Source organism: Bacillus sp. FSL R5-0576 (assembly GCF_038004765.1).
Taxonomy (GTDB): Bacteria; Bacillota; Bacilli; order Bacillales; family Bacillaceae; genus Bacillus; species Bacillus subtilis.
Genome location: NZ_JBBORU010000001.1, coordinates 572207 through 586980, shown reverse-complemented (window position 1 = coordinate 586980; position 14774 = coordinate 572207). Strand labels below are relative to the sequence as shown.

The following is a 14774-nucleotide window of genomic DNA, read 5'->3' as shown; positions in this document are numbered from 1 at the left end:
CTTAGAAGAAGCCGCTAAAAGCTTCTTCTATGCTAAACCTAAACGTTCAAAGATCAGATCAACATTTTTCAGATGGTAATTGTAATCAAAGCAGTCAGCAATTTTTTCTGGAGAAAGACGTGACGTGATTTTCTCTTCCGCTTCAACAAGCTCGCGGAACGGCACTTGTTTTTCCCACGCTTCCATTGCTTTCGGCTGAACTGTATCATAGGCTTCTTCACGAGTCAGGCCTGTGTCAATCAAAGCAAGCAGCACACGCTGAGAATAGATAAGACCGAGAGTGCGGTCCATGTTGCGCTTCATGTTTTCCGGGAAGACCGTTAAGTTCTTCACGATGTTGGAGAAGCGGTTCAGCATGTAGTTCAGCGCAATTGTCGCATCCGGAAGAATAATTCGTTCTGCTGAAGAATGAGAAATATCGCGCTCATGCCATAATGGAACATTTTCGTAAGCTGTCATCATGTAGCCGCGGATCACGCGCGCCATGCCTGTCATGTTTTCAGAGCCAATCGGATTTCGTTTATGCGGCATTGCAGATGAACCCTTTTGCCCTTTCGCAAAAAATTCCTCTACTTCACGTGTTTCACTCTTTTGCAGTCCGCGGATTTCCACAGCGAATTTCTCGATGCTTGTCGCAATCAAAGCAAGTGTTGCCATATAGTCAGCATGGCGGTCACGCTGAAGGGTTTGAGTTGAAATCGGTGCTGCTTTCAATCCGAGCTTCTCACAGACATATTGTTCAACAAATGGATCAATGTTCGCATATGTGCCGACAGCGCCAGAAATCTTTCCAACCTCGATGCCTGCTTTCGCTTGTTTGAAGCGCTCAAGATTACGTTTCATTTCTTCATGCCAAAGCGCAAGTTTTAAGCCGAAAGTTGTAGGCTCAGCGTGTACGCCGTGCGTGCGCCCCATCATGACTGTGTATTTATGTTCTTTCGCTTTTTCTTTAATAATGTCAACAAATCTCTCAAGATCCTTGAGCAAAATATCGTTTGCCTGTTTTAATAAGTAGGAAAGAGCCGTATCAACAACGTCAGTTGACGTTAAGCCGTAATGCACCCATTTTCTTTCTTCGCCCAGTGATTCGGATACAGCGCGCGTAAAAGCGACAACGTCATGGCGCGTGTCCTGTTCGATTTCTAAAATGCGGTTGATGTCAAATGATGCGTTCTCACGCATAACTTTTACATCTTCTTTCGGAATGACGCCAAGCTCCGCCCACGCTTCACAGGCAAGAATCTCTACCTCCAGCCATGCTTGAAATCTGTTTTCATCCGTCCAAATCGCGGACATTTCAGGTCTTGAATAACGTTCGATCATTCTGCTTGTCCTCCGTCTCTATTCATCCATTTATTTGTGATCTCCTGAATCCATTCGTCTTCAGGCTGCTTCATAAATGTAATATGCCCCATTTTGCGGCCTTTTTTGATTTCATGTTTTCCGTATATATATAGCTTTGCCTCTTTTAAAAGCTCCGGATCTTCCTCAACAAGCTTCACTTCATCGCCGAGAAGATTCACCATCATGCCCGGCTTCAGCAAATCTGTCTTCCCAAGCGGAAGCCCGCATACTGCTCTGATATGCTGCTCAAACTGGTTCGACTCGCAAAGGTCCAGCGTATAATGCCCAGAATTGTGCGGTCTTGGCGCCAGTTCATTGACCAAAAGCTCTCCGTCCTCTGTCAGGAACATCTCAACAGCAAGCGGTCCGACAAGGTTAAGCTCATCTGCAAGCTTAACTGCGAGATCAGCAGCCTTCTGCTGAATCCCTTTCTCTACCCGTGCGGGCACGATGCTTTGGAAAAGAATATTGTTGTGGTGAATGTTTTCAGCTGTCGGAAATGTTGAAATTTCACCGTTTACCGATCTAACGACGATCACCGACAGTTCCATTTTAAAAGAAACCCAGCTTTCAAGAATGCAAGTTCCGTGTTCTAACAGAGCGGCTGCCTGCTCCATTTGCGCCTCTTCTTTTATCACAAATTGGCCTTTGCCGTCGTACCCGCCGCGACATGTCTTCAGAACTGCGGGTAACCCGAGCTCCTGTACCGCCTGTTTCAATTCATTCTTTGTTTTGACGATGCTGTACGGTGCGACTTCACAGCCCGCGGATTGAATTGCTTTTTTCTCTGTTTCACGGTTTTGGGTAATGAGCAGCAGCTCACTTCCTTGCGGGAGATACGCATGATCTTTTAGCCAATGCAGCGCATCATAGTCGATGTTTTCAAACTCATATGTGATGATATCGCTGATTTCAGCCAATTTTCGAATCGCTTCACGGTCATTATAATGAGCGGTAATTTCGACATCCGCAACCTGCCCGCACGGCGAATCTTTCACCGGATCAACGACCGCGACTTTATACCCCATTTGTTTGGCGGACACAGCCATCATTTTCCCAAGCTGGCCGCCGCCGATAATGCCGATTACAGCTCCCGGATAGATGATTTGTTTAGACAAGCTGATCACTGCTTTCTAACACTGTCTGTTTTGTATTTTCTCTTCTCTCATCCAGCTTACGGGCAAGGCCTTCGTCAAATGCTGACAAAATTTGCGCCGCTAACAGGCCTGCGTTCACAGCACCCGCTTTGCCGATGGATGTTGTCGCAACAGGCACGCCTCCAGGCATTTGGACGATGGAAAGAAGTGAATCCATTCCGTTCAGCGCCTTGGACTGAACCGGAACTCCAATGACTGGCAGTGTTGTTTTCGCAGCCGTCATCCCTGGCAGATGCGCCGCTCCTCCGGCACCGGCAATAATCACCTTGATGCCTCTTTCTCTAGCAGTTTCAGCATATTCAAACATGAAATCAGGCGTCCGGTGAGCGGAAACGACCTTTTTTTCGTACGGAACATTGAGTTCGTCAAGTATGTCGCATGCGTGTTTCATTGTCTCCCAATCGGAAGTGCTTCCCATGATGATTCCTACTAGCGGCTGCATTCTGTTCCCCACCTTCTAATGCTTTTGTTTTCAGAAAATAAAAAATACCCGCTCTGCATTGCACTTATGAGGAAGCAATACAAACCGGGCATGGTACATGTATCGTCAGTCGTTCGCTTCTGCGATATATCCATGTCAGTTTTATCGATCACTTTCCTGCATAGTCCGGCAATTTACGGTTGCCGGGTAGAAACTTATGGGCCATATTCCCAAGATTATATGAGGTCGTGTTTTGATTTCATGTTTATCTTAACAACGGACATGGATAATGTCAACGATATTATCGAACGATACAAAAATTCATTCTACTAATGTTCGTGTTTTAGATCAATTTCCCTTCAAATACGATTTTTTTCCCGCACGGAACGATCTGAATTGACCCATTTTCCTTTTTTTCCATAAAAATAGGTTCTTCCATTCGCCTTACAGGCAGATATCCTTCTTCTTTCATTTGCTGAAGCACCGCATCAATCGTTTGCTGCTCTGTCACTTCAAACTTTTTCTTCTTCGGCTTTGCCATTATTCTTTAATTCTCCTCTTCTTCACCGCTTTGACCCAGAAGCCGCCGTGGATTGTTTTTGGTTCGTACGCAATAATAAAGGCTTTTGAATCAAGTGTTTTAATCGTATCATATAGCTGGAGTTCATATTTTCTCGGCGTCAGGATCTGAAGGGCTGTGCGGTCGCCTTCAAGCCCGCCTGCCACCCAGTTTGTCACGCCGTAGCCTTTTTCACGGAGCTGCTTCGGAAGATCAAGATCGAGCTCCTTCGTAATCACATTGACCATAATATAGCCAAGCGCCAATTTTTCTTCTATTTTCATGCCGACAATTACGCCAAGACCGTAACCGAGCGCGTACGCGATCACATTTTGAATCTGGTCTAAGTTATCGAGCACCAGACTCAGCCCTGTCACATAAACCAGTATTTCAATCGTACTGATGCCGGCCGCTAAATAACGCTGTCCTTTCAGCGTTAAAATCATTCTTATCGTAAAAAATGACACATAGACAATATTAATAATGAGAATTATGAGAACCATGGCTATCCCATTTGATAAGATGGTTTGCATCATTTTATTCATCCCCCTACTCTTCAGCTTGCACAAAGCATTCATATTCTACTAGAGAAATGAGCCGTTTACAATCAGCTTCGCCCGTAAGCTTAAGCAAAATATTTCGACATGCTTTTATGCGTTGAACAGTAGTAGTTTACCCTCTTTCTCGCCTTTTCAAAATCAAAACAAAAAAGCCCGCTTTTCAGCAGACTCACCTCTTTATATCTATTGTCAGATCTCTTTTTTCATTTTCTGAAGGGACTTGTATTCTTTCTCAAGCTCACTCAGCGTGTAGTCAGCAAGCTGTTCCCCTCTTCCTTGATAAAATTCCGAGAGCAGTAATTTGGTTTTTAAAAATTGCTTCTTTTGGTTAATTGCTCGGCGAAGCACATCAGCCATGTCCATCATCCTCCTTAAACATAAAGGTTTTTGCGCTGGACGTTTTCAGCATTTTCCCCATCATACACGGGTTAATCCTACAAATCAACTATGTTTTTTAGATATATTTGTAAAAAGTGTGACATAAAAAAACCGGCTAGGATTAGCCGGTTTTTTCATTAAAGCGGAATCAGCGACGCCGTAAAATATTCCGAAATAAAAGGCCAAGTCACTGCCGTAAACAGCAGCGCTATCGCAACCACTGCAAATACACAATAGATATAATCAATTGGTGCATCTTGTGCCGCCTGGTACACACGCTGTACATACAGCGCGATGATAAAAAAGATGGAAAACAAGATCAGCACCGTAAACAGTACTGTCAGCATTGGGATATTTACGATCGCAAAGATCAGCCAAAGGATTGAAACAGCAATTACCGGTACAAGCAATGAACCCAATACGGCAGCCGCTTCTCTGAACGTCACCTTCTGCTTCATCATATAGCGGGAGACAGCCCATATAGCAAAGACCATTACCGCGAAAAAGATCAGCAAATACACAAGAACAACTAAAAACCCGTCATAGAAAGCATGATGGCGTTCTCCGAAACCGAGCGGCCGATTCCAGCTTGCCTTTAACTGAAACCAATTCCCAATTGAAAAAATGATACTGAATATAAGCATTGAAATCAGACCGTACTTATAATGAGAAAAACCATCCGTTACGACAGTTTTCGCCGGTGATTTTAAAATCGAGAACGCAAAACCGCAATATCTGTTGATGGCTGCCCAAACAGACGCAAGCTTGTCTTTAACAGTTGATTCACCGCGTTCCTGGCGCGGTTTCTGCTTTTGTTTTTGCTTCTGCTTGCTTTGCCGGCTCGCCTTTCTGGACATTCTCGATAGCGGTTCTTCATCTGCATCTATTCTTTCACTCTGGTTAATTTCTTCTTCAAACGTTTCTTTTCTTTCTTCCGTCATGTCAGCAACTCCTATCAAAAAAATACGGCGGAATACCATTCAGCAAGAAAATAAAACACTTATATAAGGTACCGAAGCCTTCCTGAACAGTCAAGTCATTTCCATTTAAGTAAAGCATGGCGGCACATCTACATGACGGTATATCGTATGAAATGGTTTTATCTTTTGCAACAAAAAACCAGCTGCCGGTGCAGCTGGTTTTTCAATTCTTATTTTAAGAAGATAAAGTACAGGATAAATACGACAAACAGCCCGTACATGATTGGGTGAACCTCTTTTGCTTTTCCTTTGCACACCATTGTAATCGGATAGAAAATAAATCCGATGGCAATACCAGTCGCGATGCTGTACGTTAACGGCATCATGATCATGGTAAGGAAAGCAGGAACGGCCACTTCGAACTTATCCCAAGCGATTTTGCCAAGCGGCGCCACCATCAATGCACCAACGATAATAAGCGCCGGCGCTGTTACATTTGACGTAACGACTGATAGAAGCGGAGAGAAAAACGTAGCCAGTAAAAAGAGAATCCCTGTTACAATTGCGGCAAATCCTGAACGGGCACCCGCAGCGACACCTGAGCTTGATTCCACGTAAGAAGTTGTTGTAGATGTACCAAGCACGGCACCGATCACAATAGAAGATGAATCAGCTAAAAGCGCACGGCCCGCACGCGGCAATTTGTTTTCCTTCATTAAACCAGCTTGTGTTGCCACAGCAACAAGTGTACCAGCTGTATCAAAAAATCCGACAAACAAGAATGTTAAAATAACGATCAGCATTTGTACAGAGAAAATATCCGGGAGGTGAATCCACGCTTGTCCGAAAGTCGGCGCAAGGCTTGGCACACTGCCTATAATTTGAGTCGGAACCGGAACCAAACCGAAAATCATGCCGGCTACCGCTGTTAATAGCATCCCGATAAACACGCCTGCGTTCACGCGAAGCACCATTAAAATAACCGTGACAATCACACCGAAAATCGTTAACAGCACAGGTCCGCTGTGAATGTTTCCGATCGTGACGAGCGTAGAAGGATTTGCAGTAATGATTCCTGAGCCTTGTAAGCCAACGAATGTAATAAACAGGCCGATCCCCGCACCGACTGCCAATTTCAGCTCAGGCGGAATGGCGTTGATGATTTTTTCACGAAAACCTGTTAAAGAAAGAGCAACGAAAATAAGACCTGAAATAAAAACACCGGACAAAGCTGCCTGCCATGAAATACCCATACCAAGGACAACAGAAAACGCAAAAAACGCGTTCAGACCCATACCCGGCGCAATGGCAATCGGATATCTCGCTATTAATCCCATTAAGATACAGCCTGCTGCAGACGCCAGCGCTGTCGCCGTAAAGACTGCACCCTGGTCAATTCTCAGCGCCTCCGGAAAATCTTTCACGCTGTCCAAAGCAAGCGTAATCGGATTGACGAACAAAATATATGCCATAGATAAAAAAGTCGTTAATCCGCCAATGATTTCATTGCGATAGCTGGTGCCCAGCTCATCAAACTGAAAAAACGTTTTCAAGCTATTTGACTCCCTTCACTCTTTGCTATTTATTCTGTCCTGAAAACGCCAAATAAAAAACGCCCCAATACATTTTGGGACGCTTGACTACAGACGGATTTCAGTTCGAATAAATAAACGTGTTTTATTTATATCAAACGAAAGAAATGTTTACGTAGTCAAGCCATTTACGGTAGCTTGGTAGAGACTTGCGAGCCATATTCCCGCGATTATACGAATTCATCTTATTTGATTTCTGTGTCTATTGTACCAACTTCATTTTGAAAAAACAATACAAAAAGCGAACAATAGTCACACAAAATCGGATTTTGTTCGTAATAAACAAATAAAACCATCTTCCCGGCAAAATTGCCAAAAAGATGGTTTCCATTAATTGATTCTTATTCCCACTCAATCGTCGCAGGCGGCTTACTTGTAATATCGTACACCACGCGGTTAATGTGCTTCACTTCGTTTACGATACGTGTCGAAATGACTTCAAGCACATCCCACGGGATACGCGCCCAGTCAGATGTCATGCCGTCGATTGATGTAACGGCACGGATTCCGATTGTGTAATCATATGTTCTTGCGTCACCCATAACACCAACGCTGCGGATGTCAGGAAGAACAGTGAAGTATTGCCAGATATCACGCTCTAAGCCGTGATTTGCAATTTCTTCACGCAAGATTGCATCTGATTCACGAACGATTTCAAGTTTTTCTTCTGTTACTTCGCCAAGAACGCGGATTCCGAGTCCCGGTCCTGGGAACGGCTGACGCCATACGATTTCATCCGGAATGCCGAGCTCTGTGCCAAGCGCGCGCACTTCGTCTTTGAAGAGCGTGTTTAACGGCTCGATCAGCTCAAACTGCATGTCTTCAGGAAGTCCGCCGACATTGTGGTGAGATTTGATCGTTTGTGCCGTTGCTGTACCGCTCTCGATGATATCTGTGTAAAGCGTACCTTGTGCAAGGTAGTCGATGCCTTTGAGCTTGTCCGCTTCATCATCGAATACGTAAATGAATTCATTACCGATGATTTTGCGTTTTTGCTCAGGATCAGAAACGCCTTTTAGTTTATCTAAGAATCGATCTTGTGCGTCTACTTTAATCACGTTCATGTTAAAGCCTTCGCTGAATGTTTTCATAACACCCTCAGCTTCGCCTTTACGGAGAAGACCATGGTCTACAAAGATACAAGTCAGCTGGTCGCCGATCGCTTTATGAATCAAAACAGCAACAACAGAGGAATCAACGCCGCCGCTTAGCGCGCAAAGAACCTGTTTGTCTCCGACCGTTTCACGGATTTTTTGCATTTCGATTTCGATAAAGTTCTCCATTGACCATTCGCCTTCGCATTCGCAAACACCGAATACAAAGTTTTTCAGAAGATCATTGCCGTATTCGGAGTGGCGCACTTCCGGGTGGAACTGAACGCCGTACCATTTTTTGTCTGCTTTGCTCATTGCTGAGTTCGGGCAGTGATGGCTTGTCGCGTCAACAGTGAAGCCTTCAGGAACTTCTACAACCAAATCGCCGTGGCTCATCCAAACCACTTGTTCATTCGGAAGATCTCTGAACAAATCAGGTGTGCCTTCGATGTGGATGTTTGCTTTTCCGTATTCACGCTGGCTTGCCGCTTCAACTTTACCGCCAAGGTAATGAGTCATCAGCTGCATGCCGTAGCAAATTCCCAAAACAGGAATATCAAGCTCGAAGATTTTCTCGTCACAGCGGAAAGAATTTTCATCATACACACTGTTTGGACCGCCGGATAAAATAATTCCTTTTGGATTCATTTTTTTAATTTCTTCAGCCGTCAATGTATGTGGATGCAGCTCGCTGTATACACCGAATTCACGGATACGGCGTGTAATCAGCTGGTTATACTGACTGCCGAAATCAAGGACAAGAATCATTTCATTCACTAACTTTGTCATGGTTGTCACCTAATCTCCTCTAAGTTTTTTGACACAGAAAAAAACGAGGACAGATATGAAGCTCGCTCCGCCCTCTTTGGCAAGGCCGTTTGCCGGAGTCAGGCCAACTCGCTCCCAGACTCCGATAATATTCACTAATTCTAACAACACGTCGATAAGTGGTCAAGACCATCTTCTTTTAATTAAATTTTCCCATAACTCTCTCGAATCATTCCATAGCGCCGAAGAATCTTCATTTCTGTAAAGCGCCCTTTCATAGCTTAATGTCAGCTTTGACATGTCTTCTATGTCGTATTTTTCATCGATTCGTTTTGCATAATCACGCAGCGTTTCACTGTCTCGTTTCGGCAGTCCTTTTCTCTTCAGTTGTTTCAGCAGCGCGCCATATGCCTCAAAAAACGCGTGCTGATCGCTGCGCCGCTTCAATTTCCTCACGGCGAAAACAGGAATCCATAACGAGCGGAAAACATACAGCAATACAGCTGCCACCAGGAGGACTGCAAGAACCGCAAGCGCTGCATACAAGCCCGCACCGGCATTGGTATGCGAAGCGGACGGCTTTTTAGAAACAGCTGGCTCCCGCTTTTCCTTTTGTTTTTCCTCTTTTTGCGGCTGTTTTTTCTCTTCTTTCTGTTTTGCTTTCTTCGGCGAGCTGCTGTTATCGCTGCCGGAGTCCTTTGTGTCAGAAGAAGTAAATTCAGCCGGATTTGTAAACCCTTTAGTCGGCTCAAATGTAACCCAGCCCTGTTCCGGGAAATACACCTCTACCCAGGAATGGGCATTGTTATTTGTCACTTCGTAGATGTTGCCATTTTTGTTTCCTGCTTCTTTGTATTCGCCGGACGTATAACCCTTTACCCAGCGGGCCGGAATCCCGGCCGAGCGCAAGAGCACCACCATGGCGGAAGAAAAGTTATCACAATAACCCATTTTCGTTTCAAAGAGAAATTGATCGACATAATCTTCATCATTCTTCGGAATGGTCACGTTTTCTGTTTCATATGTGAACGCATTTGACCCTAAATAGTCCTCAACCGCTTTCACCTTATCAAACATATTGTCGTGATCCTGAGTCAGTTTGATCGCAAGGGTTCTCACCCGCTCTGGAAGTGAATCTGGAAGCTGCATGTAGCGATCGCTGAATGTGTACTCCTCACTGTTTTTTCTCACTTTTACCTTTCTCAGTTCATCCAGCTTATAGACCGGGGAATTGTACGTTACAGTATAATTCCCCATATTTCTGATTTCGCCGGCTTGTTCACTGATCGGAGAAATTTGCTCCGTGTTGCCGTTCATTTCAAGTGAGACAGCCTGCTTTGGCTGAATGGTTTCCGCACCAATCGGATACATCAGATGGTTATACCCGTAGTGCTTATCGACTTTTACACGGACGGTGCGGCGCTCTGTCGCAACTTTATGGTCAAACCACAGATTTTCAACTTTTCCATTGCTAAGCTGATACGACATGCCTGTGTCTGTTTCAATCCAGCCTTTCCCGGTATACGTATCCTTCGTTTCCACACGGAAATACGTACGCTCTTTTCCCTGCCATGTAAAAACAGGTGTAGCATCCTGCTGGAACGGGCCGCCGAGTGATTCATCATGATTCCCGTATCCGATTTTGCTTTCCCCTGCAGACACGCGGTCTTGATGAGTGATTTTTTTAAGAAAAGGCACCGGATCAGGCCAGGCCGGATCTGATTTTGGAGCGGCGAGTCCGAATCCCGTTGCAGCCAAAACCAATACAGATAAAGGAAGAAACCATTTCAGGACAGATGTTTTTGGCAGTGTGATTCTTTCCATCAGCTTAATGCGCTCCAAGTATAAAAGGCCCAGCATAAAGAAGCCGATCAGCACGATACGGATGACGGCAAAAGTGGCATCATATGGCGTAAAGGTATCAAGAATCGTAATATACGCTACTGTCATCATAAAGAAAAACAAAATTCTTCTCTGGTAAATCACCCAATAATGCAGGAGATAGACCAGCAGCCACAGCAGCACAAAAAACAGCAGGGTCCGAAATGAAGGAATCATGTCATTCCATTGCCCAGATTGAATCAGCGTGATATTCAGATAGACATCCTGCAAAAAAGAGCTGACCCAGCTCAAGTCGAATATAGATCCTTGATAAAACAGGATGTGTATCGAGATCAATGTAAATATGACACAAAAAGGAACGGTGACAAACCACCTCATCCTGAAAAAAGTCAGCAGAAACGTCAAACCGATAAAGACACTAAAAAAGCCTGTATGTTTCGTTTCAGTAAAACTGTCAAGCGGCCTGAGCCACTCCCACAGCAATAAAAAAGCCAGAAAATAAAATAACAGCAAGCTCAAACGGCTTCCCTTGTGATCATCGTGCGGCATGTGAACCAGTCACCTCTCTTTCTAAACAACACGCGAAACTCGCCCGCCCCTCATGACCCGAACTCTGATTTGGCGTTTCATCATGCGTTCAATCATGACATTTTCAGCTTGAGAGAGCTCAGCATCTTTCTCTTTTGCCAGTATCACCGTAACCCGGCCGCCTCCTATTTCTGCGAGGTGCAGCATATCTTCCGTTAACTGTCCCGTGACAACAACTTGATCAGCTTGGCGAACAGATGGCTTTCCCAGCTCTTCCCGTGCATATCGGCTTATCGGGTCTGCCGCATCACAATGAGCGATGGCTAAATGCCGAAGCATGTGCTTAAAATGCTGATCCCCTTCCTGAATAGGGAAAATGTTTTTTTCCTTCCCGATGGAAGCCAGACCAGCACCCGCGCCGTTTTTTAAAACAGAATGAAGAATCGAAGCTGTCACTGAAACGACCTCTTCGAATGCGTCTGAGGAAAAACGGTCCATCAGCAGAAACAGATTTTTGCTGCGAGAAGGCTCAAATTCCTTCGTCATCAGCTGGCTCCGCCGTGCAGAGGTCTTCCAATCTAACGCAGCAAACCGGTCTCCCGGCTGATAATTCCGCACACTTGCTGCGACTGAGGAATGGTGCTGATGAATAGGAGAAGAACCGCTTACACCGTCTTCCTGATGCCTCTCATTCACCTGATAGGAAAAACGCTGAAAGGATGGATAAACAAACAGGGTGTCATCCAGCTCAAAAAATGCTGTTTTTTCAATCAAGCCAAGAACATCCCCGGTTCGCACCCTGACAGAATGAAAGTGATGCTCTCCGCGCGGTACCCGAGCTAATTCATAGGACATCGTCATGCTCCGTTTAAACCAAGGAAAAACGAGCCGTTTGGCCGCGGCTCCGTCTCGATTTAATGACTCGATACCTTCTGGCAGGCAATCTTCAATCACCATATACATCAGCGGAAATGGCAGCTTTCTTCTCAGCGTAACAGTTACGCCCAGCCTGTCCCCCGCATGCAATTGTGTTCTATCCATTTGCCTTGAAGCCTGAAAAGAACGGAGCGGATACAAGGCCAGCAGCCCGGCATACAAGACAAAAGGGAGAAACGCGTAAAACAAAAACCAGCTGACAAAGCCGCCCTGAAACATCGCATAAGAAAAAACAGCAGCCGTCAATAAAGTTAATATAATCAGCTTCCAACCATATACGAGCCATTGCCATTTCTTATTCATCAGCGGACCGACGACCTTTGAACCGGCACCTTCACAGCTGACATGATCTCCCTTACGATCGCTTCTGCCTGAATCCCTTCAAATTTTGCCTCAGGATGAAGCATCATCCGGTGCGGCAGCGTGAAAGGAGCTAAATATTGAATATCATCCGGTATGACATAGTCGCGATGATGCAGCAGTGCGTATGCCTGTGCCGCTTTCATGAGGGCGATTGAGCCGCGCGGACTGACGCCTAATTGAACAGAAGGATGCTGTCTCGTTTTCTGCACGATTTCAACGATATATTCCTTAATGCTGTCATCAGCACGGACATTTTGCACTTCCCGCTGTAAACGGATGAAGTCTTCTTTTGCAATAATCGGCTCAAGCGTCTCAATCGGATGGCTTTTTTCCTGAAGAGATAAGACGTCAAGCTCTTCATTAAAGGACGGATAACCCATCCGAAGTTTGAATAAAAACCGGTCAAGCTGGGCTTCCGGCAAAGGATAGGTTCCTTCATATTCGACCGGGTTTTGCGTTGCCATCACAAAAAACGGATCGGCAAGCTGCATCGTATGGCCATCTACCGTGACGCTCCCCTCTTCCATCGCTTCGAGCAAAGCCGACTGTGTCTTCGGAGAGGTACGGTTGATTTCATCGGCCAGCACGATATTTCCCATAATCGGGCCGGGACGATATTCAAATTCCATCGTTTTCGCATTATAGATAGATACCCCTGTTACATCAGATGGCAGCAAATCCGGAGTGAATTGGATTCTTTTGAAATCAGCGCCGATTGACTTTGCCAGCGCGCGGACCATCATCGTTTTTCCGACTCCGGGTACATCCTCAAGCAGCACATGCCCTTTGGCAAGAAGGGCTGCTAAGCTGAGTATGGCGATGTCTCGTTTTCCAACCATTACTCTATTAATATGTTCAACTGCTTTCCCCAGCAAAGGATGCAGGTCTTCTTGATATGCCATTCTTTTCCTCCTAGTCATCTACAAAATTCATCATAATGTAACCTAACTTTACCACAAAAAGCAATCTGTATAAAAAAACGATTCTAGCAAATTGTTTCCAATAAAGCTGGCCAAAACACACAAAAAAGCTTCCTGTGGCAGGAAGCTCAATTATTTGTGTTCTAAAGGCTCCATATGAACATGCGAATAATCAATCGCATGCTCCTCCTTCATTCTCCGCTCAATTTCATTGGCTATATCGTGGCTTTCCGTAATATTTAAATCTGCCGATACCTCAACCACCACATCAACATGAACCGTACTGCCCAAGTATCTTGCTTTTATGTCTTTTAAACGGCTCACACCGGAGATTTTTTCGATTGTCTGTTTATAAGCGGAAATGTCCTTTATGTCGAATCCATCTGTCAAAGAGTGAGATGACTCTTTAAAGATATCCCATGCGGTCTTGCAAATAAGCAGACCGATCACAAACGCAGTGACCGTATCAATCCAAGCAAGATGGAATTGAGCAGCTACAATGCCGATAAATGTGCCGATACTGACGAATGCGTCGGATTTATTATCAGCAGCCGCAGCAAGGAGCGCCTGGCTCTTCACCTTTTTGGCCAGCCTTTTATTGTACCGGTAAACGATCAGCATCAGGACTGCCCCGCCCGCTGCCGTCCAAGCCGCAATCATATCCGGCGTCTCTTGTTTAGCAGAAAAAATAGATTCTCCGGCGCTGAACAGCACTTGCAGGCCGACAACCATCATAATAAACGATGCGATAAGCGATGCAATCGTTTCCGCTCGAAAGTGGCCGTATGGATGATCTTCGTCAGGAGGCTTTTGAGAGATGCGCAGGCCAATCAGCACAGCAACAGAAGCAATAATGTCAGTTGTGTTATTTAACCCGTCTGCCGTAAGTGCTTCCGAGTGAAAAAGATAACCGATGATCAGTTTAATTGCGGAAAGAACTAGATACGCGGCAATGCTGACCAGCGCTCCGGATTCTCCCTTTTTCAGTTCATCATATCTCTCCATACAAAACCTCCTCCCCGCTCACATTTTCCTATTATTATCTTACAAAGCTGATCCGCAGTGGGTCTACAGAAACATGATTCACCCGCCACAGAAAAATAGTGACGATGGAACACTTTTTCTCTCATCCAATTTATTTGCTCCGCCAAAAAGCCCATCAGATCCAATGACACCAGCGCTTCTCGCATTCTATCGAATTGTAAATAGTACACAAAATCACACAGCAAATAAAAAACGAAACATTTTTTCCACACATTCGCTGAAAGCGCAAACAAAACACTACAAATTTGAAATAAAACGTTATATTTTCTCACATGAATTTTCGACAAACTGTATATTTATGATAGAGTTTCAATTATCATAATATTCAGTAATGATTGCATTTTAAAA

14 protein-coding genes and 2 riboswitches are annotated in these 14774 nt (G+C 44.9%); of the genes, 1 reads left to right on the top strand and 13 read right to left on the bottom strand.

Going from position 1 to position 14774, the window contains the following annotated elements; all coding sequences use genetic code 11:
- Positions 1 to 27 precede the first annotated feature (27 nt).
- The 13 genes from purB to mneS all read right to left on the bottom strand — a co-directional run bounded on the left by purB (position 28) and on the right by mneS (position 14387).
- Positions 28 to 1323, bottom strand: a complete 1296-nt coding sequence (purB, locus tag NX903_RS03015) for an adenylosuccinate lyase (RefSeq protein WP_014476028.1) — start codon at positions 1321 to 1323, stop codon at positions 28 to 30.
- Positions 1320 to 2462 (bottom strand): 5-(carboxyamino)imidazole ribonucleotide synthase, encoded by a 1143-nt coding sequence (purK, locus tag NX903_RS03010; RefSeq protein WP_086343533.1) that lies wholly within the window; start codon positions 2460 to 2462, stop codon positions 1320 to 1322. Before purK ends, purB begins: the two co-directional genes overlap by 4 nt.
- On the bottom strand, positions 2455 to 2943 hold the full coding sequence (gene purE / locus NX903_RS03005) for a 5-(carboxyamino)imidazole ribonucleotide mutase (RefSeq protein WP_015715436.1): 489 nt from the start codon (positions 2941 to 2943) through the stop codon (positions 2455 to 2457). The genes purK and purE overlap by 8 nt, the downstream gene beginning before the upstream one ends.
- Before the next feature lie 141 nt (positions 2944 to 3084).
- Positions 3085 to 3186: riboswitch (purine riboswitch) on the bottom strand.
- Positions 3187 to 3265: 79 nt separating this feature from the next.
- Positions 3266 to 3463: an NETI motif-containing protein gene (locus NX903_RS03000; protein WP_003219403.1), complete on the bottom strand. Its 198-nt coding sequence runs from the start codon at positions 3461 to 3463 to the stop codon at positions 3266 to 3268.
- Complete coding sequence (locus NX903_RS02995) at positions 3463 to 4017, bottom strand: DUF2179 domain-containing protein (RefSeq protein WP_015482896.1); 555 nt, start codon at positions 4015 to 4017, stop codon at positions 3463 to 3465. Before NX903_RS02995 ends, NX903_RS03000 begins: the two co-directional genes overlap by 1 nt.
- Positions 4018 to 4230: 213 nt before the next feature.
- On the bottom strand, positions 4231 to 4398 hold the full coding sequence (locus NX903_RS02990; protein ID WP_003244066.1) for a Fur-regulated basic protein FbpA: 168 nt from the start codon (positions 4396 to 4398) through the stop codon (positions 4231 to 4233).
- A 158-nt stretch (positions 4399 to 4556) separates the two neighbouring features.
- Positions 4557 to 5360 (bottom strand): hypothetical protein, encoded by an 804-nt coding sequence (locus NX903_RS02985; RefSeq protein WP_014479057.1) that lies wholly within the window; start codon positions 5358 to 5360, stop codon positions 4557 to 4559.
- 209 nt (positions 5361 to 5569) lie between these two features.
- Positions 5570 to 6892 carry a hypoxanthine/guanine permease PbuG gene (pbuG, locus tag NX903_RS02980; protein WP_086343532.1) on the bottom strand — a complete coding sequence of 441 codons (1323 nt, stop codon included), beginning with the start codon at positions 6890 to 6892 and terminating at the stop codon, positions 5570 to 5572.
- Between the two features lie 135 nt (positions 6893 to 7027).
- A riboswitch (purine riboswitch) is annotated at positions 7028 to 7129 on the bottom strand.
- Between the two features lie 143 nt (positions 7130 to 7272).
- A complete protein-coding gene (guaA, locus tag NX903_RS02975; protein ID WP_024571783.1) occupies positions 7273 to 8814 on the bottom strand; it encodes a glutamine-hydrolyzing GMP synthase in 1542 nt (513 codons plus the stop codon).
- 162 nt (positions 8815 to 8976) lie between these two features.
- Entirely contained in the window at positions 8977 to 11184 is a 2208-nt protein-coding gene (locus NX903_RS02970) for a DUF4129 domain-containing transglutaminase family protein (protein WP_134983233.1), read from the bottom strand.
- Between the two features lie 21 nt (positions 11185 to 11205).
- Positions 11206 to 12402: a DUF58 domain-containing protein gene (locus tag NX903_RS02965; protein WP_086343531.1), complete on the bottom strand. Its 1197-nt coding sequence runs from the start codon at positions 12400 to 12402 to the stop codon at positions 11206 to 11208.
- The gene (locus tag NX903_RS02960) at positions 12402 to 13364 is read right to left on the bottom strand and encodes an AAA family ATPase (protein ID WP_069837334.1); all 963 of its coding nucleotides are present in this window, start codon (positions 13362 to 13364) and stop codon (positions 12402 to 12404) included. Before NX903_RS02960 ends, NX903_RS02965 begins: the two co-directional genes overlap by 1 nt.
- Positions 13365 to 13514: 150 nt before the next feature.
- Positions 13515 to 14387 (bottom strand): manganese transporter MneS, encoded by an 873-nt coding sequence (gene mneS / locus NX903_RS02955; RefSeq protein WP_015382984.1) that lies wholly within the window; start codon positions 14385 to 14387, stop codon positions 13515 to 13517.
- Positions 14388 to 14460: 73 nt separating this feature from the next.
- Between mneS and NX903_RS02950 the strand changes: the two genes are divergently transcribed.
- Positions 14461 to 14748 carry a hypothetical protein gene (locus NX903_RS02950; RefSeq protein WP_032678949.1) on the top strand — a complete coding sequence of 96 codons (288 nt, stop codon included), beginning with the start codon at positions 14461 to 14463 and terminating at the stop codon, positions 14746 to 14748.
- Positions 14749 to 14774: the final 26 nt, after the last annotated feature.

Coding starts and splice junctions, on each gene's coding strand:
- purB (WP_014476028.1), bottom strand. CDS start 1,323: ATGATCGAACGTTATTCAAGACCTGAAATGTCCGCGATTTGGACGGAT.
- purE (WP_015715436.1), bottom strand. CDS start 2,943: ATGCAGCCGCTAGTAGGAATCATCATGGGAAGCACTTCCGATTGGGAG.
- NX903_RS03000 (WP_003219403.1), bottom strand. CDS start 3,463: ATGGCAAAGCCGAAGAAGAAAAAGTTTGAAGTGACAGAGCAGCAAACG.
- NX903_RS02995 (WP_015482896.1), bottom strand. CDS start 4,017: ATGATGCAAACCATCTTATCAAATGGGATAGCCATGGTTCTCATAATT.
- NX903_RS02990 (WP_003244066.1), bottom strand. CDS start 4,398: ATGGCTGATGTGCTTCGCCGAGCAATTAACCAAAAGAAGCAATTTTTA.
- NX903_RS02985 (WP_014479057.1), bottom strand. CDS start 5,360: ATGACGGAAGAAAGAAAAGAAACGTTTGAAGAAGAAATTAACCAGAGT.
- guaA (WP_024571783.1), bottom strand. CDS start 8,814: ATGACAAAGTTAGTGAATGAAATGATTCTTGTCCTTGATTTCGGCAGT.
- NX903_RS02970 (WP_134983233.1), bottom strand. CDS start 11,184: ATGCCGCACGATGATCACAAGGGAAGCCGTTTGAGCTTGCTGTTATTT.
- NX903_RS02965 (WP_086343531.1), bottom strand. CDS start 12,402: ATGAATAAGAAATGGCAATGGCTCGTATATGGTTGGAAGCTGATTATA.
- NX903_RS02960 (WP_069837334.1), bottom strand. CDS start 13,364: ATGGCATATCAAGAAGACCTGCATCCTTTGCTGGGGAAAGCAGTTGAA.
- mneS (WP_015382984.1), bottom strand. CDS start 14,387: ATGGAGAGATATGATGAACTGAAAAAGGGAGAATCCGGAGCGCTGGTC.
- NX903_RS02950 (WP_032678949.1), top strand. CDS start 14,461: ATGATTCACCCGCCACAGAAAAATAGTGACGATGGAACACTTTTTCTC.